Origin of the sequence: Streptomyces sp. CWNU-52B (assembly GCF_047444975.1) — a bacterium.
Lineage (GTDB): Bacteria > Actinomycetota > Actinomycetes > Streptomycetales > Streptomycetaceae > Streptomyces.
In genome coordinates this window covers 348,806-368,843 of record NZ_JBLFJV010000006.1, presented here as the reverse complement: position 1 = coordinate 368,843, position 20,038 = coordinate 348,806, and the positions used below count along the sequence as shown (strand labels likewise).

24 protein-coding genes and 1 tRNA gene are annotated in these 20,038 nt (G+C 69.0%); 4 read left to right on the top strand and 21 right to left on the bottom strand.

Features of this window, described 5'->3' with window-relative positions; translation table 11 throughout:
- Nucleotide 1: 1 nt before the first annotated feature.
- The 4 genes from ACLVWQ_RS09065 to ACLVWQ_RS09050 form a co-directional block, all read right to left on the bottom strand.
- The gene (locus ACLVWQ_RS09065; RefSeq protein ID WP_414107835.1) at nucleotides 2-1,300 is read right to left on the bottom strand and encodes a homoserine dehydrogenase; all 1,299 of its coding nucleotides are present in this window, start codon (nucleotides 1,298-1,300) and stop codon (nucleotides 2-4) included.
- A gap of 213 nt (nucleotides 1,301-1,513) precedes the next feature.
- A complete protein-coding gene (lysA, locus tag ACLVWQ_RS09060) occupies nucleotides 1,514-2,905 on the bottom strand; it encodes a diaminopimelate decarboxylase (protein WP_414107710.1) in 1,392 nt (463 codons plus the stop codon).
- A 61-nt stretch (nucleotides 2,906-2,966) separates the two neighbouring features.
- Nucleotides 2,967-4,091: an ArgS-related anticodon-binding protein NrtL gene (nrtL, locus tag ACLVWQ_RS09055; protein ID WP_414107709.1), complete on the bottom strand. Its 1,125-nt coding sequence runs from the start codon at nucleotides 4,089-4,091 to the stop codon at nucleotides 2,967-2,969.
- A 145-nt stretch (nucleotides 4,092-4,236) separates the two neighbouring features.
- Nucleotides 4,237-4,761: a response regulator gene (locus ACLVWQ_RS09050; protein WP_414107708.1), complete on the bottom strand. Its 525-nt coding sequence runs from the start codon at nucleotides 4,759-4,761 to the stop codon at nucleotides 4,237-4,239.
- Between the two features lie 145 nt (nucleotides 4,762-4,906).
- Between ACLVWQ_RS09050 and ACLVWQ_RS09045 the strand changes: the two genes are divergently transcribed.
- Together ACLVWQ_RS09045 and ACLVWQ_RS09040 are read left to right on the top strand one after the other, a co-directional pair.
- Nucleotides 4,907-4,978, top strand: a tRNA-Arg gene (locus ACLVWQ_RS09045).
- A 200-nt stretch (nucleotides 4,979-5,178) separates the two neighbouring features.
- Nucleotides 5,179-5,802 (top strand): hypothetical protein, encoded by a 624-nt coding sequence (locus tag ACLVWQ_RS09040; RefSeq protein WP_414107707.1) that lies wholly within the window; start codon nucleotides 5,179-5,181, stop codon nucleotides 5,800-5,802.
- A 17-nt stretch (nucleotides 5,803-5,819) separates the two neighbouring features.
- Here ACLVWQ_RS09040 and ACLVWQ_RS09035 read toward each other — a convergent pair whose 3' ends face one another.
- The 16 genes from ACLVWQ_RS09035 to ACLVWQ_RS08960 all read right to left on the bottom strand — a co-directional run bounded on the left by ACLVWQ_RS09035 (nucleotide 5,820) and on the right by ACLVWQ_RS08960 (nucleotide 17,686).
- Complete coding sequence (locus tag ACLVWQ_RS09035; RefSeq protein ID WP_414107706.1) at nucleotides 5,820-7,292, bottom strand: tyrosine-type recombinase/integrase; 1,473 nt, start codon at nucleotides 7,290-7,292, stop codon at nucleotides 5,820-5,822.
- Nucleotides 7,289-7,480, bottom strand: a complete 192-nt coding sequence (locus ACLVWQ_RS09030) for a helix-turn-helix transcriptional regulator (protein ID WP_164192116.1) — start codon at nucleotides 7,478-7,480, stop codon at nucleotides 7,289-7,291. Before ACLVWQ_RS09030 ends, ACLVWQ_RS09035 begins: the two co-directional genes overlap by 4 nt.
- The gene (locus ACLVWQ_RS09025; protein WP_414107705.1) at nucleotides 7,464-8,600 is read right to left on the bottom strand and encodes an AAA family ATPase; all 1,137 of its coding nucleotides are present in this window, start codon (nucleotides 8,598-8,600) and stop codon (nucleotides 7,464-7,466) included. Before ACLVWQ_RS09025 ends, ACLVWQ_RS09030 begins: the two co-directional genes overlap by 17 nt.
- 77 nt (nucleotides 8,601-8,677) lie before the next feature.
- On the bottom strand, nucleotides 8,678-9,577 hold the full coding sequence (locus ACLVWQ_RS09020) for a bifunctional DNA primase/polymerase (protein ID WP_414107704.1): 900 nt from the start codon (nucleotides 9,575-9,577) through the stop codon (nucleotides 8,678-8,680).
- 86 nt (nucleotides 9,578-9,663) lie between these two features.
- The gene (locus tag ACLVWQ_RS09015) at nucleotides 9,664-10,143 is read right to left on the bottom strand and encodes a single-stranded DNA-binding protein (RefSeq protein ID WP_414107703.1); all 480 of its coding nucleotides are present in this window, start codon (nucleotides 10,141-10,143) and stop codon (nucleotides 9,664-9,666) included.
- 4 nt (nucleotides 10,144-10,147) lie between these two features.
- Entirely contained in the window at nucleotides 10,148-10,396 is a 249-nt protein-coding gene (locus ACLVWQ_RS09010) for a hypothetical protein (RefSeq protein ID WP_414107702.1), read from the bottom strand.
- Nucleotides 10,393-10,725: a hypothetical protein gene (locus tag ACLVWQ_RS09005; protein WP_414107701.1), complete on the bottom strand. Its 333-nt coding sequence runs from the start codon at nucleotides 10,723-10,725 to the stop codon at nucleotides 10,393-10,395. Before ACLVWQ_RS09005 ends, ACLVWQ_RS09010 begins: the two co-directional genes overlap by 4 nt.
- Nucleotides 10,722-11,327 carry a hypothetical protein gene (locus tag ACLVWQ_RS09000; protein ID WP_414107700.1) on the bottom strand — a complete coding sequence of 202 codons (606 nt, stop codon included), beginning with the start codon at nucleotides 11,325-11,327 and terminating at the stop codon, nucleotides 10,722-10,724. Before ACLVWQ_RS09000 ends, ACLVWQ_RS09005 begins: the two co-directional genes overlap by 4 nt.
- Nucleotides 11,328-11,336: 9 nt before the next feature.
- Nucleotides 11,337-11,525, bottom strand: coding sequence for a hypothetical protein (locus ACLVWQ_RS08995; RefSeq protein ID WP_414107699.1), 189 nt, complete (start codon nucleotides 11,523-11,525; stop codon nucleotides 11,337-11,339).
- A gap of 20 nt (nucleotides 11,526-11,545) precedes the next feature.
- Nucleotides 11,546-11,797 (bottom strand): hypothetical protein, encoded by a 252-nt coding sequence (locus ACLVWQ_RS08990; protein WP_414107698.1) that lies wholly within the window; start codon nucleotides 11,795-11,797, stop codon nucleotides 11,546-11,548.
- Between the two features lie 140 nt (nucleotides 11,798-11,937).
- The gene (locus ACLVWQ_RS08985) at nucleotides 11,938-14,178 is read right to left on the bottom strand and encodes a cell division protein FtsK (RefSeq protein ID WP_414107697.1); all 2,241 of its coding nucleotides are present in this window, start codon (nucleotides 14,176-14,178) and stop codon (nucleotides 11,938-11,940) included.
- A gap of 143 nt (nucleotides 14,179-14,321) precedes the next feature.
- Nucleotides 14,322-14,657, bottom strand: coding sequence for a hypothetical protein (locus ACLVWQ_RS08980; RefSeq protein ID WP_414107696.1), 336 nt, complete (start codon nucleotides 14,655-14,657; stop codon nucleotides 14,322-14,324).
- Complete coding sequence (locus tag ACLVWQ_RS08975; protein WP_414107695.1) at nucleotides 14,654-15,766, bottom strand: DNA cytosine methyltransferase; 1,113 nt, start codon at nucleotides 15,764-15,766, stop codon at nucleotides 14,654-14,656. The genes ACLVWQ_RS08980 and ACLVWQ_RS08975 overlap by 4 nt, the downstream gene beginning before the upstream one ends.
- Nucleotides 15,763-16,413 carry a GGDEF domain-containing protein gene (locus tag ACLVWQ_RS08970; protein ID WP_414107694.1) on the bottom strand — a complete coding sequence of 217 codons (651 nt, stop codon included), beginning with the start codon at nucleotides 16,411-16,413 and terminating at the stop codon, nucleotides 15,763-15,765. The genes ACLVWQ_RS08975 and ACLVWQ_RS08970 overlap by 4 nt, the downstream gene beginning before the upstream one ends.
- The gene (locus ACLVWQ_RS08965; protein ID WP_414107693.1) at nucleotides 16,410-17,393 is read right to left on the bottom strand and encodes a DUF2637 domain-containing protein; all 984 of its coding nucleotides are present in this window, start codon (nucleotides 17,391-17,393) and stop codon (nucleotides 16,410-16,412) included. Before ACLVWQ_RS08965 ends, ACLVWQ_RS08970 begins: the two co-directional genes overlap by 4 nt.
- Nucleotides 17,390-17,686 (bottom strand): hypothetical protein, encoded by a 297-nt coding sequence (locus tag ACLVWQ_RS08960; RefSeq protein WP_414107692.1) that lies wholly within the window; start codon nucleotides 17,684-17,686, stop codon nucleotides 17,390-17,392. Before ACLVWQ_RS08960 ends, ACLVWQ_RS08965 begins: the two co-directional genes overlap by 4 nt.
- A 551-nt stretch (nucleotides 17,687-18,237) precedes the next feature.
- Here ACLVWQ_RS08960 and ACLVWQ_RS08955 point away from each other — a divergent pair.
- Nucleotides 18,238-19,005 (top strand): helix-turn-helix domain-containing protein, encoded by a 768-nt coding sequence (locus tag ACLVWQ_RS08955; protein WP_389951492.1) that lies wholly within the window; start codon nucleotides 18,238-18,240, stop codon nucleotides 19,003-19,005.
- On the top strand, nucleotides 19,005-19,478 hold the full coding sequence (locus ACLVWQ_RS08950) for an NUDIX domain-containing protein (protein WP_414107691.1): 474 nt from the start codon (nucleotides 19,005-19,007) through the stop codon (nucleotides 19,476-19,478). Before ACLVWQ_RS08955 ends, ACLVWQ_RS08950 begins: the two co-directional genes overlap by 1 nt.
- On the opposite strand, the gene ACLVWQ_RS08945 is transcribed toward ACLVWQ_RS08950, so the two are convergent.
- Nucleotides 19,466-20,035 carry an HD domain-containing protein gene (locus ACLVWQ_RS08945; RefSeq protein WP_414107690.1) on the bottom strand — a complete coding sequence of 190 codons (570 nt, stop codon included), beginning with the start codon at nucleotides 20,033-20,035 and terminating at the stop codon, nucleotides 19,466-19,468. The genes ACLVWQ_RS08950 and ACLVWQ_RS08945 overlap by 13 nt on opposite strands.
- Nucleotides 20,036-20,038 lie beyond the last annotated feature (3 nt).

Sequence of the window (20,038 nt, the reverse complement as noted above, 5' to 3'; positions counted from 1 at the left end):
GTTACTCTCCTTCAACCCGCATGATGCTGGCGACACCCCGCACGGTGTCGAGGTTGCGCAACGCCTCGACGGTCCCCGTCAGGGACGCGTCGGACGCGCGGTGCGTGACGACGACGAGGGAGGCATCGCCGCCGCCGTCCTGCCGACCTTGCTGGCGAACCGTATCGATCGACACTCCGTGTTCGGCGAAGACGGTCGCCACCTGAGCGAGAACGCCCGGTTTGTCCGCCACGTCGAGGCTGATGTGGTAGCGGGTCACGACCCCGCCCATGGGCGAGACGGGCAGCCGGGCGTACGCCGAGTCGCCGGGCCCGGTCGCGCCGCTGAGCTTGTTGCGGCAGACGGCGACGAGGTCCCCGAGGACGGCGGAGGCGGTCGGGGCGCCGCCGGCGCCCGGCCCGTAGAACATGAGCTGCCCGGCGGCGTCCGACTCGACGAACACGGCGTTGTAGGCGCCGCGCACGGAGGCGAGCGGGTGGCTCAGCGGAATCATGGCGGGGTGCACGCGCGCGGTGACGGACCCGCCGTCGGCGGCCCGCTCACAGATGGCGAGCAGTTTGATGGTGCAGCCCATCGCCTTGGCGGAGGCGAAGTCGGCGGCGGTGACCTCGGTCATGCCCTCGCGGTACACGTCGTCGAGGCGCACGCGCGTGTGGAAGGCGATTCCGGCGAGGATGGCGGCCTTGGCGGCGGCGTCGAACCCCTCGACATCGGCGGTGGGGTCGGCTTCCGCGTACCCGAGGGCGGTGGCCTCGTCGAGGGCTTCCTGGTAGCCGGCGCCCGTCGAGTCCATCTTGTCGAGGATGAAGTTCGTGGTGCCGTTGACGATGCCCAGGACGCGGTTGACCTTGTCACCGGCGAGGGACTCGCGCAGCGGCCGGATCAGCGGGATGGCGCCGGCGACGGCGGCCTCGTAGTACAGGTCCCTGCCGTGCTCCTGGGCGAGGGCGTGCAGCGCGGCACCGTCCTGGGCGAGGAGCGCCTTGTTGGCGGAGACGACGGACGCGCCGTGCTCGAAGGCGGTGGTGATGAGCGTACGGGCGGGCTCGATACCGCCGATGACCTCGACGACCACGTCGATGTCACCCCGTTTGACCAGGGCGGTCGCGTCGGTGGTGACCAGGGCGGGGTCGATGCCCTCACGCACCTTGGAGGGGCGCCGCACGGCCACGCCCGCCAGCTCGACGGGAGCGCCGATCCGGGCGGCGAGGTCGGCGGCGTGCGTCGTCATGATGCGCGCCACCTCTGAGCCGACGACCCCACAGCCCAGCAGCGCCACCTTCAGCGGACGCGTACGCATCATCCGACCTCGTTTCCTCATACCGTCACGGTGGAACCAGTCTCACTCACCGGACGGGAGTTTCTGCCCTTCGTCCGGATCGTGAGATATCTATTTCATTTGTACGGGGCTGGGAGACAGGAGATCTTCCGCCGGATGCGGCGGCCCGCTGCCCGGCCCTGTCGGTCGCCCCGATTTCCTCGGTCGGACCTGGTCAAACTCGGTCCAACCTGGTCAGCCGACGTCGAGACGCAGAAGATCCTCCTCCGTCTCCCGGCGGACGATCACCCTGGCCTCGCCGTCGCGGACGGCGACGACGGGGGGCCGCAGGGCGTGGTTGTAGTTGCTCGCCATCGAGCGGCAGTACGCGCCGGTCGCGGGCACCGCGATGAGGTCGCCGGGGGCGAGGTCGGCCGGCAGGAAGGCGTCCTTCACGACGATGTCGCCACTCTCACAGTGCTTGCCGACCACGCGGACGAGCATGGGCTCGGCGTCGCTCGTACGGGAGACGAGGGCCACGCTGTACTCGGCGTCGTACAACGCGGTACGGATGTTGTCGGACATGCCGCCGTCCACGGAGACGTACGTGCGCAGTCCGTCGAGGGGCTTGATGGTGCCGACCTCGTAGAGCGTGAAGGCGGTGGGCCCGACGATGGCGCGCCCGGGTTCGACGGAGATTCGAGGGGTTCGCAGCTTCGCCGCCTCGCACTCACGCGTGACGATCTCACCGAGCGACTTGGCGATCTCGTGGGGCTCGCTGGGGTCGTCGTCGCTGGTGTAGGCGATGCCGAGCCCGCCGCCGAGGTCGATCTCGGGGAGCTCGACGCCGTGCTCGTCACGGATCTCGGCGAGCAACGACACGACACGGCGGGCCGCCACCTCGAACCCGGCCATGTCGAAGATCTGCGACCCGATGTGGGAGTGGATGCCGATCAGTTCGAGCCCGTCGAGGGTGAGCGCGCGGCGTACGGCCTCGGCGGCCTGGCCGTCCGCGAGCGCGATCCCGAACTTCTGGTCCTCGTGCGCGGTGGCGATGAACTCGTGCGTGTGGGCCTCGACGCCGACGGTCACGCGGATCTGCACGCGCTGCCGCTTGCCGAGGCTCTGCGCGATGTGCGCGACCCGCACGATCTCCTGGAACGAGTCCAGGACGATGCGTCCGACGCCGACGTCGACGGCCTTGGTGATCTCCTCCACGGACTTGTTGTTGCCGTGGAAGGCGATGTGGTCGGCGGGCATGCCGGCGGAGAGGGCGGTGGTCAGCTCGCCACCGGAACAGACGTCGAGGTTGAGGCCCTCTTCGTGCAGCCAGCGCACGACGGCGCGGGAGAGGAACGCCTTCCCGGCGTAGAAGACGTCGGCGTCGTGCCCGAAGGCGGTGCGCCAGGCGCGCGCCCGCGCCCGGAAGTCTGTCTCGTCGACGAAGTAGGCGGGCGTGCCGTACTCCTCGGCGAGGGTCGCCACATCGATCCCGCCGACACTGACCGACCCGTTGTCGGTACGGGTCACGGTCTGCGCCCAGACCTTCGGGTCGAGGGCGTTGAGGTCGGCCGCGGGGGCGGTGTAGTGGCCCTCGGGCAGGACATCGGCGTGGCGGGGCCCGGCGGGGTGTGCGGAACGGCTCATGTCGGTAGGGCTCTCTCGGAGAAGTTCAGAGATGTCAGGGGTGTCACAGGTGTCACAGGTGTCAGAGGTGTGCCGGTGCGTCGATGCCGAGCAGGGAGAGGCCGCCGGCCAGCACCGTCCCGGCGGCTTCGGCGAGCGCGAGCCGGTGGCGGTGGGCGGCCGAGGGTTTCTCGTCGCCCAGCGGGAGCACGGTGTGCTGAAAGGCGAGCATGGCGTCGGCGGTGACGACAAGATGCCGCGCGAGCCGGTCGGGCCCGCGGTGGCGGGCCGCGGCGGAGAGGGCGTGCGGGTAGCCGTCGAGGGCGTCGAGGAGGCGCCCGGCGGCCGACGACGAATCGATCTCGCCGGGCACGCCGCCGAACCCGAGACCGGCGGCGTTCCGGACGAGCGCCCGGGACCGGGCGTGGGCGTAGCGAACCCTGAAGAGCGGGTTGCTCTCCCGCTGGACGAGGTGCTCGTCGGTGATGTGGGGCCGGTCGTGGGGCGTGGGGTGGAGCAGGGCCCAGCGGGCGGCGTCACGGCCGAGGGGGGTGGGGTCCTGGCCGGCGGGTACGGGGCGCAGGTTGATGTCGAGGGGCGCGGGGGCGCTGGGCGTGCCGGGTGCGCCGTCGGGGTCGAGGGTGACGCCGAGGGGCTTCGCCCAGGCGGGGTCGGGTCCGGGGCCTGAGCCGTGTCCGGGCGCGACCTCGCAGGACGTACGGACGAGGGTGCCCTGGGACCGCAGGATTCGGGCGAGGACCTGCGCGGAAACGGCGGCGCGCACCTCGCGGGGGTAGCGCAACCGGACGGACGAGCCGGTACCCACGTCGTCCCCCCCGGCAACGTACCCGTAAGGCTCCCCCTGACCCTCAGCTCCGCCTACTCCCCCCGCCCGCAGAACCTCGGCGACGAGGGCCTGTCCTCGCCCCCGGACGGTGATGTTGAGGAAGCCGGGCCCGGTGATCTCGACCCGCGCCACTTCCGCCACGCCGCTGAGGTGGGGCCGCAGGATCTCGGCGACCTCGCGAGGCGGCCGGCCTGCGGGGCGGGCCAGCCGCAGGGCGACGTTGGTGGCGTAGTCCCCGAGGCCACCGGCTCCTGGGGGCCCGACCTGCACTCGCTCGGGCACGACCACGGCGAGCTCACCGGCATCCACCGCACGGCGCACGGCGCGCAGAACGGTGCTGGAGAGCTCGACGGGGGTCACGGGGCAAGGGTAGGGGAGGAGGGGGGTGGGTAGGCGAATGGATTGGGGCGGAGGTCCGGGATATGGGATGGACGCGCCTATCCCCTACAGCTCCCCCGCACCAGCCCCTGTCTCCATGTCCATCTCCGTGTCCATCGATTGCCGGTCAATTGCCGGTGCGGCCGGCGCGTTCGGTCCCGCTGGGTCCGTAGACGCTCGCGGGACTGTCGAACGAGGCACCGGAACCACTGCCCGCGGTGTCCCGCCGCTCCAGCAACTGCCGTACGAGCCTGATGAGTTCGGCGGGCTCGAAGGGCTTGGCGAGGAAGGCGTCGACACCGACGTCGAGGCCGTTCTCGACCTCGGACTGGGTACAGGCGCTGATGATGGCGAGGGGGAGGTTACGGGTCCGCGGATCGGCCCGGAGCCGGGCGGCGGTACGCAGCCCGTCGAGCCGCGGCATGACCACGTCGAGGGTGACCACATCGGGCCGGACCTGGTGTATGACGTCCAGGCATTCGACACCGTCGGCCGCGGTCACGACCTCGAAACCCTCCAGCTCGAGGTTGACCCTGATCAGCTGCCGGATGACCTTGTTGTCGTCCACAACAAGCACCCGACCCGACGCGCCTGGCACAACTCGAGAGTAGGTCGACGCGCGGCACCGCGTCCGGGTTTTCCCCACTTCCACCCCGCACGGGGGACTCCCGCCCCCGCACCCCACCAAGATCCAACCAGCCTCCGACACCCGCTCCCCCACCCCCGGAAACCGTTCATGGAGACCCCGAAAGAGCTGGTAGGGTTCTACCCGTCGCCGCAAACACAGCGCCCGACACGCCCCCGTAGCTCAGGGGATAGAGCAACGGCCTCCGGAGCCGTGTGCGCAGGTTCGAATCCTGCCGGGGGCACTCGCCAGTCAAGCAGCAGAAATTTGGCTCTGACCTGTGCGGATGCCGACATGAGAGAGCGGGAGTCAGTCTCACTGACTCCCGCTCTTTCTCGTTGTTTCGCACTGGCCGCGTGTGAGTAGCGTGTGGGCCGTCGCCAGTAGCGGAGAAGCCTCACCGATCAGCCGCGCATGGGCTCGCACCGGTGCTTGGATGTCTCCATGCTTGTCGCCTCGGACGCCTTCTACACCTCAGGCACCTTCTGGGCCGCCGCAGCCGTGATCGTGGCGATCGCAGTCGGGGTTGGCGCGGTGTGGGCAACGCTTCGCGCGGCCAACCCGAAACGCAGCGTGCACATTTCAATGGTCGAGACGCGACTACTGAGAGGACGCGCCCGCCTGGGCCCAACGCTTGAGATCACTCGCGGTGGCACCGTCCTCCGCGACCCGCGACTTGTCAGCATCTATCTCCGCAATCCCAGCCGTCGGGACATAGCTAGCTCGTCATTCGATCAAGGGCTTCCCCTAAAAGTGGGACTGGGGACCAGCATCTTGGATCTCCTCGGCACTGAAGCGTTGCCAGCGACCGCCCAAGCACCAGCCGCCACGATCAGCGGATCAGAGCTACATATCAGCCCTGGGCGAATCGGACGTCAGAGCCAAATCACCTATTCAGTGCTTATCGACGGAGACGCGTCATTCTCCTGCCAGCATTCCCTGATCGATGTCGATGTCGTTGAGGCCGAGCCCTACGACTCCGGAAGGCCTACCTTCGTTACCTACGCGACCGGGGCGCTTTCTGTAGTTACTGTCGCGATGGCAGTTTCCAGCTTCTTTCGAAATTGATCCACTGCGGCTTCATGTCAACTCCCATCACGCCAACCCATGACCTTTTCAATCTTCTTGTTGTTCTCCGCTTCGCTGTCATCGATGACACCTGCGTAGCGTCGGTGGATGACTTCTGGAGAGTTGCCGGCGCGCCGAGCTACCTCAGCAACCGGGAGGCCTGCGCGGAGCCAGTTCGTTATGCATGTAGCTCGGAGATGGTAGGGCTTCCGGGCCAAGGGGGAGTCCACTTTGTCCGGCGGGAGCGCCAGCGGTCTGGCTTCTTGCCACACCCGCCAGTAGCTGGACGTGCCGAGCAAGTCCCCCCGCTCATTCGGGAAGAGCCGCCCGTCCTTGGCCGTGCCGAATGCCTTCAGATGCGCCCGCAGCATCGCTACGAGCACGGGCGGAATCGGTACCGGTCGATCTGTACCAGGCTCCCGTGATTTCAGTCCCCGCCGATCGTGACGATCTCCTGAGTCGGTCCAAATCTTGCCCGAGATCGGACGCGTCTCACTGAGAGTCAGAGTCCCCCATCCCTTTTCGGGGAGATGGCAGTCAGCCAGCTTGAGCCCGACCACTTCCGCCGGACGCATCGCCGCATAGAGGATGCAGCCGAAGAATGCGACAAGGCGCCTCCCTCTGTTCCGGTGAACCGAGCCGACATACGAGACAGCCATGAGGAGTTGTCTTCCCTGCGTCTCGTTGACCAGGACTCGACGGTCCACTCTGTCACTCCCCGGGGAAGCGAGCCTCTTCAATCCCGCAAGCGGGTTTGCGTCCAGATACCCCTCCTGAATCGCGTACTCCATTGCCGTGTTGAATCCGCGACGACGGCGCCTGTACGTATCCGTTGCTGCCAGTTTGTCGTCCAGCCGAAACGACAGCCGATAGTGGACGTCTCGAACGACTTTGGACTCCTTGAGAGCTGACAGATGGAGCGCGTGTGCCGACAGCCACGCACAGGCCTTCTCCAGATCCGGCGGAGGCTCTTCGCCCTTGTGGCTGGGCACGACTACCCACCGCACGGCACGTCGTACGTCTTCCAACTGCGGCGCCCCCGAGGTCTCCCCCATCATGCCGAGAGCCGCTGTAGCGAGGCTGTCCGCCAGTCCCTCGCGGGTCTTTGCTGCGGCAGTGCGCCAACGAACTCCCATGTACTCACGGGCAAATTCCCACCATGACGGGTCCGGTCGGGTGCTCGCCTTCGCTTTCTCTGCCGCTACTCGGAGTTCAGATTCAGGAAGCCCGGTTTCCGCATCGAAAGCCTCGCCCCTACGCATGGCTCGCCACAGCTCAGATCGTCGGCTCTCGGCAAGGGCCGACGTTGTGAAAGTCGCGTGGCGAACCTTCCCAGCAACCTTCCAACGGAGCTGGTATGGCGCCGTCTTGCTGGAAATCTTACTGACTTTCCATACTCGGACGTCTGTGGAAACCGTGGGCTCTTCGGGTGCGGCCGGGCGCTCGCCCTCGCGAGCGCCCGGAATTGCACTGGTCTTGCGATGGTTCACGCGGCTTCCTCCAGAGCAGCAATCCAGCGCTCCAATTCCGAACGACGGATGCGCACGGAACCGTTCGGGAGCTTGATGGCTTTCGGCCCTTTCCTCGTCTGCCGCCAGCGGTAGAAGGTCGACAGGGGTACGCCGATTTCCTCAATGACCTGAGAGATCGTGAGCATCTCGTCACGCGCCACGGTCAGTTCCTTCCGAGTTCTCACCAGCGGAACGGGAGTCGGACAGGTGGGACAGTCCCGATTCCAGCTGTCCCACCTGTTCGTGCAGGTCAGGGGGCGTACTGGGACAGTCGGACAGCTGGGACACCCCCGGCGTGCTCTCTGTCCGGGTCTCGGTGTCCGGGTAGTACCGGCCGGTGCCGTCCTTGGTGAGCTGTCCGTCTGCGACCATGCGGGAACAGGTGCGGCGGACGTTCTCGGCATCGAGCTGCGGCAGCGCGGCGACGATGCCCTTGGGCCGGGCACCGGGGTGGGCACGGACGTGCCGCAGAATCGCGGCGCGGGTGTCGCCGATGGTGTGGTCAGCGACCGGGCCATCGAGCATGTGCCAGGCGCCGGATCCGGCTTGGAACTGAAGCGCGTACTCGGCTTCGTCGACGTCGCGTCCGGTGACGTGCAGGATGCCGTCCGCCTGCCCGCGTGCCCGCTTCAGTACGAGCGTGGCGTCTGCGGCACCTGCAATGCCGTTGGTGCCGGAGACCTCCGTCAGGAAGTCCTCGGAAGCCATCTTGCGGACGTGGTGGACGAGCACCACGGCGATGCCGTAGTGATCGGCGATCCGCTTGGCGTAGGTGACGGCGACGTAGTCTGCGTCGTACGCGGACACGCCCTGTGGAGCGGGACCGCGCATCTTGGCGAACACGTCAACGACGACCATGCGCGCGTCCGGGTTGCGCTCCAACCATCCGGCAATGGCCTCGCTGCCACCCTGAGGGAAGGGCGGGCACTCGGTAACCAGCGTCAGCCCGGCCGGAGCCGCCTGACCTTCCAGAAGCTTGCCCATGCGGGTCTGGAGACGGCGCGGGGTGTCCTCCAAGGCGAGGTAGAGCACCGGGCCGACCTTCACGGGCAGAGAGTCAAACGCGTGTCCTCCGGCCGCGACCGCAAGAGCAAGGCCGAGAGACAGCCACGACTTGCCCACCTTGGGCGGACCGGCGAGCAGGGTTACGCCCTCGGCGAGGATGCCGGGCACGGCCCATTTCGGCTCCGGGAAGTCCGCGGCCATGAGCTGATCTGCGGTCCACGCCGTGCGCGGGCGTTCCCGCTTCGGCGGTGCCTCCAGGGCTGTCTCGGGGTCGGTGGGCACGGAGTAGAGGTGCAGTGGGGGGATGGGGTCACGGCCCTTGTCGTGCTCGTCTGAGGGCGGGGAAACGGGGTTGCTGTTCATGCCGCGACCGTTCGGGGGCGGTTGGCTCCGGCCCGCAGGCCGGAGGCGATGGTGCGCCGTGCCTCGCGCTCGCCCTGGCCGACGCTCAGCGCCGCCTCGGCAAGCTTCTCGGTCACCTCGTACGTGTCCAGTTCTCCCCCGGCGACCAACTGGCCGAGGGCGACGGAGGCGATGTAGAGCGCGTTGTTGTGCTGGTGCTCGCCGGAGCCGGTGACGCGCGCCAACTCGCCGTTGACTGCCGCGTTCAGGAACTTGCCTCGCCGGTCGCGGATCGTCAGCGGGACCGTGACCGGACGCTGCGGGGGCAGTGGTGCCGGGCGCAGCAGGTTCGTCAGCCAGTGCGGCAGGGGGGCCGCAGGCACGTCATGGACGGTCACGTACCGGTGGCCGTTGACGATGCTGCCCGGGGCGACGACGTAGCCTCCCGCCGCGCGGGTGTCGACCTTCCAGCCCAGCCCTCGGGCGCTGTCCCCGGCGGTGTTGCGCAAGGGCTCGCCCTCGGGTGCGGCGAAGTACAGATGCGTGCCGCCGCTCCAAGTGCGCACCGTGTACGTGTCGGTGGGGAGCGGCTGGCCGTGGCGCTCGCAGAGCACGGCGAGCACGTCGGCTCCGTCGGTGACGCCGTGCTCGGCCCATTCGGCCGGCGGGGTGTCGTCCGGGCCCTTGGGGGTGTCGAGGTCGACGACTACCAGGCCGGAAGGGCCGGTGGCAGTGGCGACGTTGTAGGGGGCGTGCGTCCAGCAGCGCGTGATGCGCTCGCGGTCGGCGGTGGCGCGAGCCTCCCAGTCGCGCACGGCCGGACGCTTGTCGCCGGGGATGAGGGGGAAGACCTGCCAGTCCCGCGACGCTGCGTCAAGCGCTGAGGCCAGCTGGTTGGAGGGGCTCGGTTGCGTCATGCTGGTAGCTCTCCTGTTCTTTGGAGGGACACGGAGAACCGGGGTGGGTGCAGGCTTTGGCGAGACAGCACCCACCCCGGGCGCATCTAGAACGGCGGCTCTTCGCGGTACTGCGACTCCCCAGCGGCCCCGGCTCCGGCCGGGGCCGCGGTGTTCCATGCGTCGGTGGCCGGGCCGGAGGCGGCACCGTTTCCGTTGCGCTGGACGCGGTCGACCTTGGCGGTGGCGAAGCGCAGCGAGGGGCCGATGTCGTCGACTTCCAGGGCGAGCATCGAGCGGTTCTCGCCCTGGTCGGTCTTCCAGTTGTGCTGGCGCAGACGGCCGGTGACGACCACGCGCATGCCCTTGGTCAGGCTCTCGGCGACGTGGTTGGCGAGGTCGCGCCATGCGGTGCAGCGCAGGAACATCGCGGTGCCGTCCTGCCACTGGTTGGTGGTCTTGTCGTAGCTGCGAGGGGTGGAGGCGACGGAGAACTTGGCGATGGCGGCGCCGCTGGTGGTGAAGCGGAGTTCCGGGTCTCCGGCGAGGTTGCCGACGATGGTGATGGGGGTCTCTCCCACGGACATGGGATCACTCGCTTTCGGTGTGGGTGGGGCGGGTTGCGGAGCGGTGGGCGCGGCGGATGAGGCTGGCGATCGTGGCGACGGTGGGCCAGTCCCAGCCCGCGAGCCAGTCCACGATCCGCAGGTCGTAGGTGCCGAGTTCGACCCCGGCAGCTTTGAGTTCGGCGAGCAGTGCGGCGCGCTGTCCGGGGTCTTCGACGAAGCCGTACGGCGCGCGGTGGATGGGTCCGACGGAGACGGGTTCGGGCTGCCTCATGCGGTGCGCTCCGGTGTGTCCGCGTTCAGCCGGCGGGCCACGGCGTGCAGCTTGGCGTCCAGCACGGCGGGCGCGGCGGGGGTGAAGGCGTGCAGGGCGACCGCGGCGGCGATGATGACGTCGCACAGTTCGTCGGCCACGTCGGCGTGGGTGTGGGTGGTGCCCTTGCGGGGGTTCTGGCCGGTCGTGCCGATGTATGCGGCAGCGGCCTCCCCGGCTTCCTCGGTCACCTTCATCAGGCGCATCGCGCTCTCGTGCTCGCCGGTGCCGTTGGCGGCGTTCAGGGCGGCGACGATGCGGCCCGTGACGGACCACAGGACGGCGCTCATACGGATTTCCTCTCAGCGGTGGGGAGTTGGGGCAGGCCTGCGGTTTCCAGCGTCTGGGGGTCGAAGCCGGGCAGCATCGCGCGGGCGGTGAGCGCGGCGGCGAGCTGTTCGGCGTAGGCGGCGCCGGTGCGGGCCACCTCGATCTGCGTGGTGCCGCGGATCGTCTCGACGCGCTCGATGTGGGCGCGTTCCTCGCGCCGCTCGCTCACGTGCCGCTCGAAGGCCACGCGCGCGCGGCGGTCGTCGCGCCAGTACCGGGCGGCGAGCCCGTAGGCGACGGCTGTCGCCAGCACCCACAGCAGCAGCGGCAGAGAGATGCCGTCGGCGTACCCGCCAACTCCCGCGAGGGCGAGCCCGCCGGACGCGGCGAACGCGGTTCCGGCGATGACGGGGTCTCCGGCGCGGCCGACGCTCGCGCAGGCGCCGGCCGCCGCGGCGGCGAGCGAGAGCGCGGTCATCAACACGGCGTTGCCGAGGGAGTGTTCGGCGCCGTTGGCGTTCCAGATCCGAGCCAGGATCAACACGGTGGACGTGGCGAGCGCGGGGGCGGCTTTGGGGGCGATGAGGGCGAGCCAGTGGCGCGCCACGATCTGTTCGTTCACGGCTGGCTCCTACAGGTCCGGGAGCGCGGTGACGAGGGCGCTCATGAGTTCGTTGACGGTGGTGGAGGCGCCGGTGGAGGCGAGGTAGAAGCCGAACATCACGGCGACGAACGCGGAGCCCGCTCCGAGGGTCTTGGAGCGCAGCAGCATGAACAGGACGAAGCCGAAGAGCAGGGCGAGGGAGATGGTCACGGCCATGCCGGTGACCTCCTTTCGGGTCAGTGGGTGCCTTCGCGGTAGATCCGCTGGGCGCGGTTGAAGAGCCAGCGGCCGATGCGGACGCGCTTGCCGCGGCCCTTGCAGCGGCGGCAGCGCTTGCCGCGCTTGGGGCGTCCCTTGCGGTCGGTGGTGGTGGCGAAGCCGAAGCCGTGGCACTTGCGGCAGGTGCCGAACGGGCTTCCCGCACAAACAGCCGCGTAACACAGTGTGACGGTGAGCAGGAAGGCGGTAGCAAGGGCTATGGGGGTCATCAGAGTCCCTCCAGGCCGGTTTCCGGGGTCTTCGCAGGTGGGGTGCTATCCGCTAGATCGCAGATGGGGTGCCGTTTGGGGTGCTAGCGGGGGTGCTACCGGTAGCAGGTGAGCCCGCTACCGGTAGCAGCCGTCCGGGGCTAGGCGGCGCCCCGGTTTTCGTCACGATCCGCAATCGCTGCGGTGAGGTCGTCACGGGCGATTCCGCGGCGCGTGGTGCGCTCGCCGTCGTCCGTTGTTCCGGCCACACCAGTGGTCTTGATGCCGTGCGGCTTGAGCGCGGAGGTGACGTTCTCGCCCTTCCAGCCGCCGTAGACCTCCGGCCGCAGCTCCGCGAGCCGGGCGGCGATCCGCTCGTTCCACACCCGCTTCTCCGAGGGCGGTACGACAGCGGCGACATCGGCGAGCAGGTCGTACGACGGGCCCGTGGTGGTCTCGGCGTCCTCCCCCAGCGCGTGCCCGGACAGCGTGCCCTCGGCCTTGCGCAGCGCATGCGCGCGCTGCGCAATCGCGTGGGTGGCGTTGTCGTCCAGGTAGGCGGTGCGCACCACGACCGGCAGCGCGGTCGCGCCGGCGAGGTAGCCGTTACCGGCGTCGATCTCCGGGCGGAACGAGGTGGCGCGCACGCCGTTCTTGTACGCCGACGTACCCAGGATCATGTCGTTCTCGGTCTGGCCCGCGACCTTGAGCGCGAAGCGGATGGACACGTTGCCGCTGATCCCCGTGGGCAGCGAGTCCTTGTCGGGGCGCTGCGTGGCCAGTACGAGGATGACCCCGAGCGCGCGGCCGAGCTTGATGATGAACTCGGCGTCGTCACCTGCCCCTTTGCCGTATTTGGGGTGGGCGAACAGGTTCTGGCATTCGTCGAACACGCCGACCAGCGGCCACAGCTTCAACGAGCGCTTGTCGGCAATCGCGCGGGTGATGCGCTTGTCGGGGCACAGGTCCCGCGGCAGCTTCTTGATCACGCCCGCACGCCGCATGACCTCGGCACGCAGCAGCTTCAAAGAATCCGCCGCGTACTTGATCGAGTCGTCGTCGATGCCGGACACGAACCGGTGGCTGACGCATTCGAGGGAGTCCAGGTCGCCGGTGCCCTTGTTCTCGTGCAGCCACAGTTCCACCGACGGATCCAGGGCGGCACCGCAGGCCAGCACGCGCACGGAGGCGGTCTTGCCCTGGCCGGGCAGCGAGCCGACCAGGATGTTGTGCTGGATCATCGGCACCGACTGAGCACGGCCGCGCGGGTCGATGCCGAACGGGTTCCGCTTGAAGATGTCGTGCCGACGGGCGTTCGCGAGCTGCCACTTGACGATGCCGGTCTTGGACAGGTCCCTGTCACCCACCCACAGGATCAGCCGTCCCTCGTGCTCGTCGGGGTCGGCGTCCGGCCACACGCACCCCAGCGGACGGCGCAGGCCGGAGGCGAGCCGGGAGCGCCGGTCTGCCACGTCCGCGACCGTCACGCCGAGCGGCAGGTCGATGTCCGCGCGCCAGCCCGGACCCTCGCGGGTGATGGGCGAGACGAACTTGATGCCGTCCTGGCCCTTGGCGACCGCGGAGGTGATCTGGCCGATGCCGATGGACGCCATGGCCTTGACCACGATGTCGCTGGTCAGCTTCTGCACCTCGGTCTTGATGACCGCGCGCGTGGCGAGCGGAGCATCCGCCGGCGCCCCTGCCCACCCGAAGCCGAGCACGGCCACGATGGCGGCGATGACCTGCGTCATCGGCTGCGCGCCGAACACCAGGAACAGACTCACTCCCAGGGCGAAGATGCCGCCCAGGATGGTGAGGATCATCCGCAGGCGGACGCGCCGGTCCCGCTGCCGCGAGAGCTTCAGGTACTCATCCACCTGCTCGTTCGTGGCGGTGTACTGGCGCAGCGCCTCGCCCTCGCCGTCCACGGCCCAACGCCCCACCCTGCCAAGGGTGTTGAGCGCGCCGCGCGGCGAGCGCCAGACGAGCTTGGGCAGGTAGACGAACGGCACCCGGACCGCGTGGAAGGCGACGGTATGCCAGGCGTGCCCGGCCAGCCAGCCGAGCGCCTCCTTGAACTCCGCGCTCGACTTCAGCCACGCCGGGAAGACGTCCAGCCGCTTGGAGTTCTTGATGCGGTCGATGACGCCGGGGCCGGACACAGTCGGCACGGCGTTGTCGACCAGAGTCGACCGTACGTCGGGCGACTCGGTCGGCTCCGGGTCGGCCGACTTCGACGACCGGGAGTCGGCCGACGGGTGGGCAGTCGAGTCGGGCGACCCGTCGCGCTCGGTACGGGCCTTGCCGAGGTCGACCACCTCACCCCCGGACGGGGCGCCCGGGTCGGCCATCTCGGCTTCCAGCCGGTTGAACAGTTCGTTGTCGTCGTCGGGGTGTTTCACTGAGGTTCCTTCCACTTTCGGGTGTGAGGGATGACGGGCCCGGCCGAACGCTGTAGGAGGTGAGCGGTCGGGCCCGTGCTTTGATGCTGAGCGCCCAATGGAGTGGGAAGGGGCAGGATTTCTGCCCCTCGCACACGGGTGCGCTACAGCTCGAAAAGGCCGCACTGATCCGTCGGGGTCGGGGGAAACTGCCGCTTGGCGCGCCGTGCGGCAGCGCCGTGGCAGTCGGGGCACCAGGCGCGCAGCTCGCTCGCGGGGAGGCGCGCGGCGGCGACGTCGGTGGCGAGCGGGTCGACCGGTGCGGCCATCAGCCGCACCAGGCGCCCGTGCTTGCTGGTGTAGTGGTCGTGCTCGTGCGGGCACCGGCCGTCGCCCTTGGTGTGGGGCTGGCCGCACTCGCCCTCGCACTGGCAGCGGTGGCCGGCGGCCTCCATGACCGTGACGAACACGGCGGCGCCGACGATGGGCTGAGACTTCACGCCGCAGCCCTCCCCCACCGCACGGGATCGGTCCGGCTGAGCAGGATGCGCAGGGCGGCGACCGCCTGCGGCCACACCACCCCGTTGCCGAGCGCCTTGAGCTGCGCGGTGCGCGACAAGCCCGGAACGGCCGTCACGTGGCCGTCGTCCAGTGCCATCAGCCATTCGACGAAGGGCGGGTTCAGCCGTCCCAGAGCGTCAGTTGGCCGGGGGGCGGGGCGGCCGATGACCGCCTGCCACCTTTCGACCGCCGCGGCGTACGGCCCCCAATCAACTCCGAGACCTGATGCAGCGACGGCCGCACCGTCGCCCCCGGGCTCGGAGACTGATTGCTCGGCCAGCTCGCTGCGGCCGGGGTCGGCAGCAGTTCGCCCACCTCCGCGGCCAGGCTCTTGCCGTGCGTGCCCGCTTCCTGCGAGGGGCTGCGCCGGGTCTGCCGGTTCTCGCTCTCCGACGCGCGCGGAGTGGGCAGCAGCGAGACCACGTGCCGCAGGTTCATCCCGCCCTGTGCCGCATGCCCCGCCCCCGTGTTCTCCGAGGTCGACGGCGTCGGCAACAGCGATACCGCGGTGGGCAGTTGCCCGCTCTGCCCACCGCCGCGCCAGTCCCTCGCTGCCGGAGTCGGCAGGCCAGGCCCAGAAGAACAGCCGGTTGCGCTGATGGGCGGCGCCGACGTCCGACGCTCGTACACAGCACCAGTCCGCATCGAACCCGAGGGCGGCAAGGTCTCCAAGCACGGTGTCGAAGCCGAGAGAAAGGTGCCCTGCGACGTTCTCAAAGACCGCGAGCCGGGGTCGTAGAACCCCAAGGGCGCGGGCGATGTGCGGCCAGAGGTGCCGGGCATCCTTGGTTCCCTTCCGTTTGCCCGCGGTGCTGAACGGCTGGCACGGATAGCCGCCGATGTAGATGTCGACCGGCTCGACGCCGGGCCAGTCGACGGCAGTGATGTCCCCGAGGTTGGACACCTCGGGGTGATGGTGGGCCAGGATGCGCGCAGCGCCGGGATCGTTGTCCGCCACCCACGCCAACTCCCCGCCGAACACGGCCTGGACGGCGATGTCCAGCCCGCCGTATCCGGTGCAGACCGATCCGATCCGGGGCCCGTTCATGCCGCGACCCCGACCACGGGCGCCGCCGTCCGGGCGCCGGTCCGACCGGCGCGGCGTCCGGCAACGGTGGCGAACAACCAGCCGAGACCGGCCCGGCGCATTCCGGCGCGACCTTGCTTGGCCGCGTACATCGCCTCATCCGCCCGCCGCAGCAGGCCGGACAGGTCATCGGCGGGGAAGTCCGCGGCGCGCACCCAGCCCAGCGAGACCGTGGTGCGTACGTCCGGGTCCTGACCTTCGACCGGGCGGGCGAGCACCCCGTGCAGCACGGCGAGCAGGTCGCCGGCCGTGCCGCGTTCGTCGATGACGACGGCGGCGAACTCATCACCCCCAAGCCGTCCCACAACCCCGGACGGGCCGACGTGGTGGGCGAGCCGGTCGGCGGTCGCCTTCAACAGCGCGTCCCCGGCCGCGTGCCCGTGGGTGTCATTGATCTGCTTGAAGCGGTCCACGTCGGCCAGCACGACGACCGCGCGCGGGTCCTTGAGCAGGGCGGTGGCGCGGCGGGTGAACCCGTCGCGGGTGCGTAAGCCGGTGAGCGGGTCACGCCGTGCCGTGTGCAGGTGAGCGCGCAGCCACCACACGTGGACCGCCCAACCGGCCATCAGGGGCAGTGCGGACAGCAGGACCGTGGCCAGGGTGTTCATGCCGCAGCCCCCTCGCCGTCGTCCGTGTCGTCGATGGGGTGCAGGCGTCGGCCGTCCGCGCGCTCGCTCAACAGCAGGTCCCGGAGCACGCGGGAGTTCGCTGCCGAGCAGTGCAGCGTGGTGCGGACTGCTTCGGCGTTGATCGCGTCATCCGCCCACGCGGTCGTGGCCTCGCGGGCTTCGGCGAGCAGCTCCGCGGGAGTCCGCGGCGCCTTGCCGGTCTTGGCCTTGGGCTTGGCGGTGCGCTTGCGCGGTGGCTTGGCCGCCTTCGGCTCCGGCTTCGGGTTCTGCGGCGGCACCGGCGGCAGGTCGTCACCGGCCGGGGCCAGCTCACCCAGCTTCAACAGCACCCGCTCCGGCCGCGGCGTCTTGGAACGCCACCGCCGGCCGAACCGCTCGCGCAGCTCCGCACGGGCCAACTGCCGCTCACGCTCCCCGCCGAGCGCGTCCGCATAGGAGGTGACCTCCCACAGCGTCATGCGACGCCACAGAGCGAACGTCGACAGCGGGGCGAGCAGCCAGCGAGAGCGCCGGATCTTCTCCATCCGACGACCCGTCACGGCGCCGATCCGGGAGGCGTAGACGTGCGCGGCCACCTCGGACAGAACCACCCACAGCAGCGGCATCGTGCCGTGCGCCAGCTTGGCGGACAGCGAGTGCCCGGCCGCGATGTTCAGCCAGCACGTCACCCCGGTCAGCGCCCACGGTACGAACCGCACCCAGCCCAACGGCATGTCCGTGCGGATCAGCAGCAGGAACGCCGCGGTGAACACCGGAATGGCCACGTCGATACCGACCGGCAGCATCCACGGCGAGGCGAATCCCCAACGGGCTCCGGCGTCCGACACTGCCTCGAACGAGGACGCCAGGCCCAGCCCGCCGACCCCGGCCGCGAGCACGGCGACCGCGCCCAACAGCCACAGCTCCGGCTTCGTCAGCGGCGGCACCGCAGGTGCTGCCGTCTCGGTTGCGGTGCTCATGCCGCAGCCCCCTTCCGGGAGGTGCGGCGCCGCGCGGGGCGCGGCAGCTCGATGACGTTGAACAGCTCCGGCGCATAGGCCTCGATCGCCTCGGCGGCGACCCGGCTCACGAGGTCGGGCAGGTCGCAGTACTCGGGGGCGGCGAGGATGTCACGGGCCGCGTCCAGCCGGGCCGCGCGCTCCTCCTCGCTCTCGCCGTCGACCCCGAGCCACAGCTCAACCGGGGTACCGAGGGCGAGTTCGACGAAATCGGTGTCGTTCACGGCCTGATGGCCGCCGATGTAGGCGTGCATGAACGCTCCTGAATCGGAGGGACAGGAAGCCGAAGAGCCGCAGGCTTTTGGCGAGACGACGGCCACTCCGGAAACCCCCAGCCGCACGGCGCGGCAGGGGGGCAAGCGCCCCGGAGCGGATTCGATCCGCCACCGTCACGGCTGAGCCGGGGGCAGCAGCGCCAGAGCGCTGCGAGGGGTTGCGCTGTACCTCACGCGGGACGGAGTCCAACGTGGCCGCCTACTTGACCGAGGAGAGGCGGCGTGATCCCCATTCAGTTGTCAAAGATCAATCGCTTCCGGCGAACGCGGTAACCCCTGGAGGGGCTCCCGTTTTCACGGGGTTCGTCGGGCCACTTCAAGAGGTACATGTATTACATGTCCCTCATCATGCAGAGAGGAGTTCACCCCGTCAAGCCCCTCGGCTGTTGGAGTTCGGCGAGCCCCTCGCCTCGATGTACCTACAGACTGCCGTCGGCGCCGACGACGTTCGACTTCGCACCTGTACGACTTGGGTTGCTCTTAGCTAGCGTGAAGTCGTACCAAGTCGTCCCAGCAAGACGGAGGTTGGCGTGGCGAACGAGCGACTGCGCGGCGCGATAGTGGACTTGGGTCTGACGCTTGATGAGGTCGCTCAGCGGCTCGGGGTCGCACCCAAGACGGTCGAACGCTGGATCAACGAACCCGAACGCAAGCCATACCGCCGCTTCCAGTACGCGACCGCCTCGCTGCTGAAGTGCGAAGTGTCGTACCTGTGGCCAGACGAACGCACATCAGCCGAGGTCACGGCATCCGGCAACGCGGAGTTGGTCAGGCTCTATCCGCACCGGTCCGTCGTGATGCAGACCCTCTGGACAAGCCTCTACGCCAAGGCAGCGCGTCAGTTCGACGTGCTGGTCTACTCCGGGTTCTGGCTCACTGAAGACGCGACGTTCCACCGCATCGTGAAAGAGAAGTCGGCCGACGGAGTACCTATCCGCTTCATGCTCGGTGAACCCACCTCGCAAGCCGTGGCTGCGCGCGGGGAAGACGAGGGGATCGGAGCGGCGATGGGAGGAAAGATCCGCAACGCCCTCATCAACTACGGCCCGCTCTTCGGCCTCCCCGGAGTTGACTTCCGTCTGCACAGCACCACGCTCTACAACTCGATCTACCGGGCCGATGACGAGATGTTGGCGAACGGGCACCTCTACGGCGTCGGCGCCTACATGGCCCCCGTGCTGCACCTGCAACGCGTACCCGGCGGTGAACTCTTCGACGCCTACGCTGAGAGCGTTGAGAGGGTATGGGAATCGGCCCGCCCGATCTCTTCGCCCGCCGAATGGGAAGGCGCCCCCTGATGAGCCGCATCGACTACTTCCGTGACCCGAAAGCCCCGAAGGCGAACTCAGTGGTGCCCTCGGTCACGGCGATCGTTCAAGACGACGCCGAACGGTTGTTGCTCATCCACAAGACCGACAATGATCTGTGGGCTCTGCCAGGCGGGGGCCACGACATTGGCGAACGCATCGGTGACACCGCCGTGCGAGAGGTCCTGGAAGAGACAGGCATTCAAGTTGAGGTTGACGGCATCGTGGGGCTCTACACCGACCCTGAACACGTGCTGGCATACGACGACGGGGAGGTGCGGCAACAGTTCTCCATCTGCTTCCGGGCCCACCCCGTTGGCGGCTCTCTGCGCACTAGCAGCGAGTCGAAAGAGGTCCGCTGGGTCGACCCAGCGGACCTTGGTGAATTGGACATCCACCCGTCGATGATGCTGCGCATCAGGCACGGCCTCGACGAATCACGGCGAGAGCCCTACATCGGCTGATCCCCAACGGAGACCCGCATCAATCGGTCCTCAACACGCTTCGCGGCTCCGTGGATCTCAGGCGCCGCGCGCTGGATGAACCGCCCCACGATCGTGTCCGGGCCGTACCGCTGCACAATCTCGTCCAGCCGTTCGGCCGGCGTGGTGTGCGTCCCGTCTGGCGTCGTCGTCATGTCGCAGTAGAGCAGCGCGTCAACAAGGTCCGGGCGCTCTAGCTCGAACTCACTCTCCAGTTCCTGCCTCAGCCCCCGCTCCTCGGCTTCGAGCAGGGCACAGGAGTGATGGGCAACGAGACGAACCACCCGTTCGTCCGCACTCTCCTGGTCCCGGAGGAACCGCGCTCCGTCCAGCGGGTGGAAGCCAGTCACGGCGATCGCCGGCGAGTATCCAATGTCATGCAGTACCGCGGCGGCTTCCAACAGTTCGGCATCGTCGCTCAGGATCGGACCCAAGGAGCGAGCGCGCTCAGCGACCCCCAGAGAGTGCGCCCACCGACGCGGGAGCGGATCGGACAGCAGCGATTCGGAGAGCGAGTACGCCCACTCAGTAAGTCCCATGGC

Bases quoted from the DNA above. Each gene is read 5' to 3' on its own strand.
- ACLVWQ_RS09040 (WP_414107707.1), top strand. From the start codon at position 5,179: ATGCTTGTCGCCTCGGACGCCTTCTACACCTCAGGCACCTTCTGGGCC.
- ACLVWQ_RS08975 (WP_414107695.1), bottom strand. From the start codon at position 15,766: ATGAACGGGCCCCGGATCGGATCGGTCTGCACCGGATACGGCGGGCTG.
- ACLVWQ_RS08950 (WP_414107691.1), top strand. From the start codon at position 19,005: ATGAGCCGCATCGACTACTTCCGTGACCCGAAAGCCCCGAAGGCGAAC.
- ACLVWQ_RS09020 (WP_414107704.1), bottom strand. From the start codon at position 9,577: ATGACGCAACCGAGCCCCTCCAACCAGCTGGCCTCAGCGCTTGACGCA.
- ACLVWQ_RS08995 (WP_414107699.1), bottom strand. From the start codon at position 11,525: ATGGCCGTGACCATCTCCCTCGCCCTGCTCTTCGGCTTCGTCCTGTTC.
- ACLVWQ_RS09005 (WP_414107701.1), bottom strand. From the start codon at position 10,725: ATGAGCGCCGTCCTGTGGTCCGTCACGGGCCGCATCGTCGCCGCCCTG.
- ACLVWQ_RS08990 (WP_414107698.1), bottom strand. From the start codon at position 11,797: ATGACCCCCATAGCCCTTGCTACCGCCTTCCTGCTCACCGTCACACTG.
- ACLVWQ_RS09015 (WP_414107703.1), bottom strand. From the start codon at position 10,143: ATGTCCGTGGGAGAGACCCCCATCACCATCGTCGGCAACCTCGCCGGA.
- ACLVWQ_RS08965 (WP_414107693.1), bottom strand. From the start codon at position 17,393: ATGAGCACCGCAACCGAGACGGCAGCACCTGCGGTGCCGCCGCTGACG.
- lysA (WP_414107710.1), bottom strand. From the start codon at position 2,905: ATGAGCCGTTCCGCACACCCCGCCGGGCCCCGCCACGCCGATGTCCTG.
- ACLVWQ_RS08945 (WP_414107690.1), bottom strand. From the start codon at position 20,035: ATGGGACTTACTGAGTGGGCGTACTCGCTCTCCGAATCGCTGCTGTCC.
- ACLVWQ_RS08970 (WP_414107694.1), bottom strand. From the start codon at position 16,413: ATGAACACCCTGGCCACGGTCCTGCTGTCCGCACTGCCCCTGATGGCC.
- ACLVWQ_RS08960 (WP_414107692.1), bottom strand. From the start codon at position 17,686: ATGCACGCCTACATCGGCGGCCATCAGGCCGTGAACGACACCGATTTC.
- ACLVWQ_RS09065 (WP_414107835.1), bottom strand. From the start codon at position 1,300: ATGCGTACGCGTCCGCTGAAGGTGGCGCTGCTGGGCTGTGGGGTCGTC.
- ACLVWQ_RS09010 (WP_414107702.1), bottom strand. From the start codon at position 10,396: ATGAGGCAGCCCGAACCCGTCTCCGTCGGACCCATCCACCGCGCGCCG.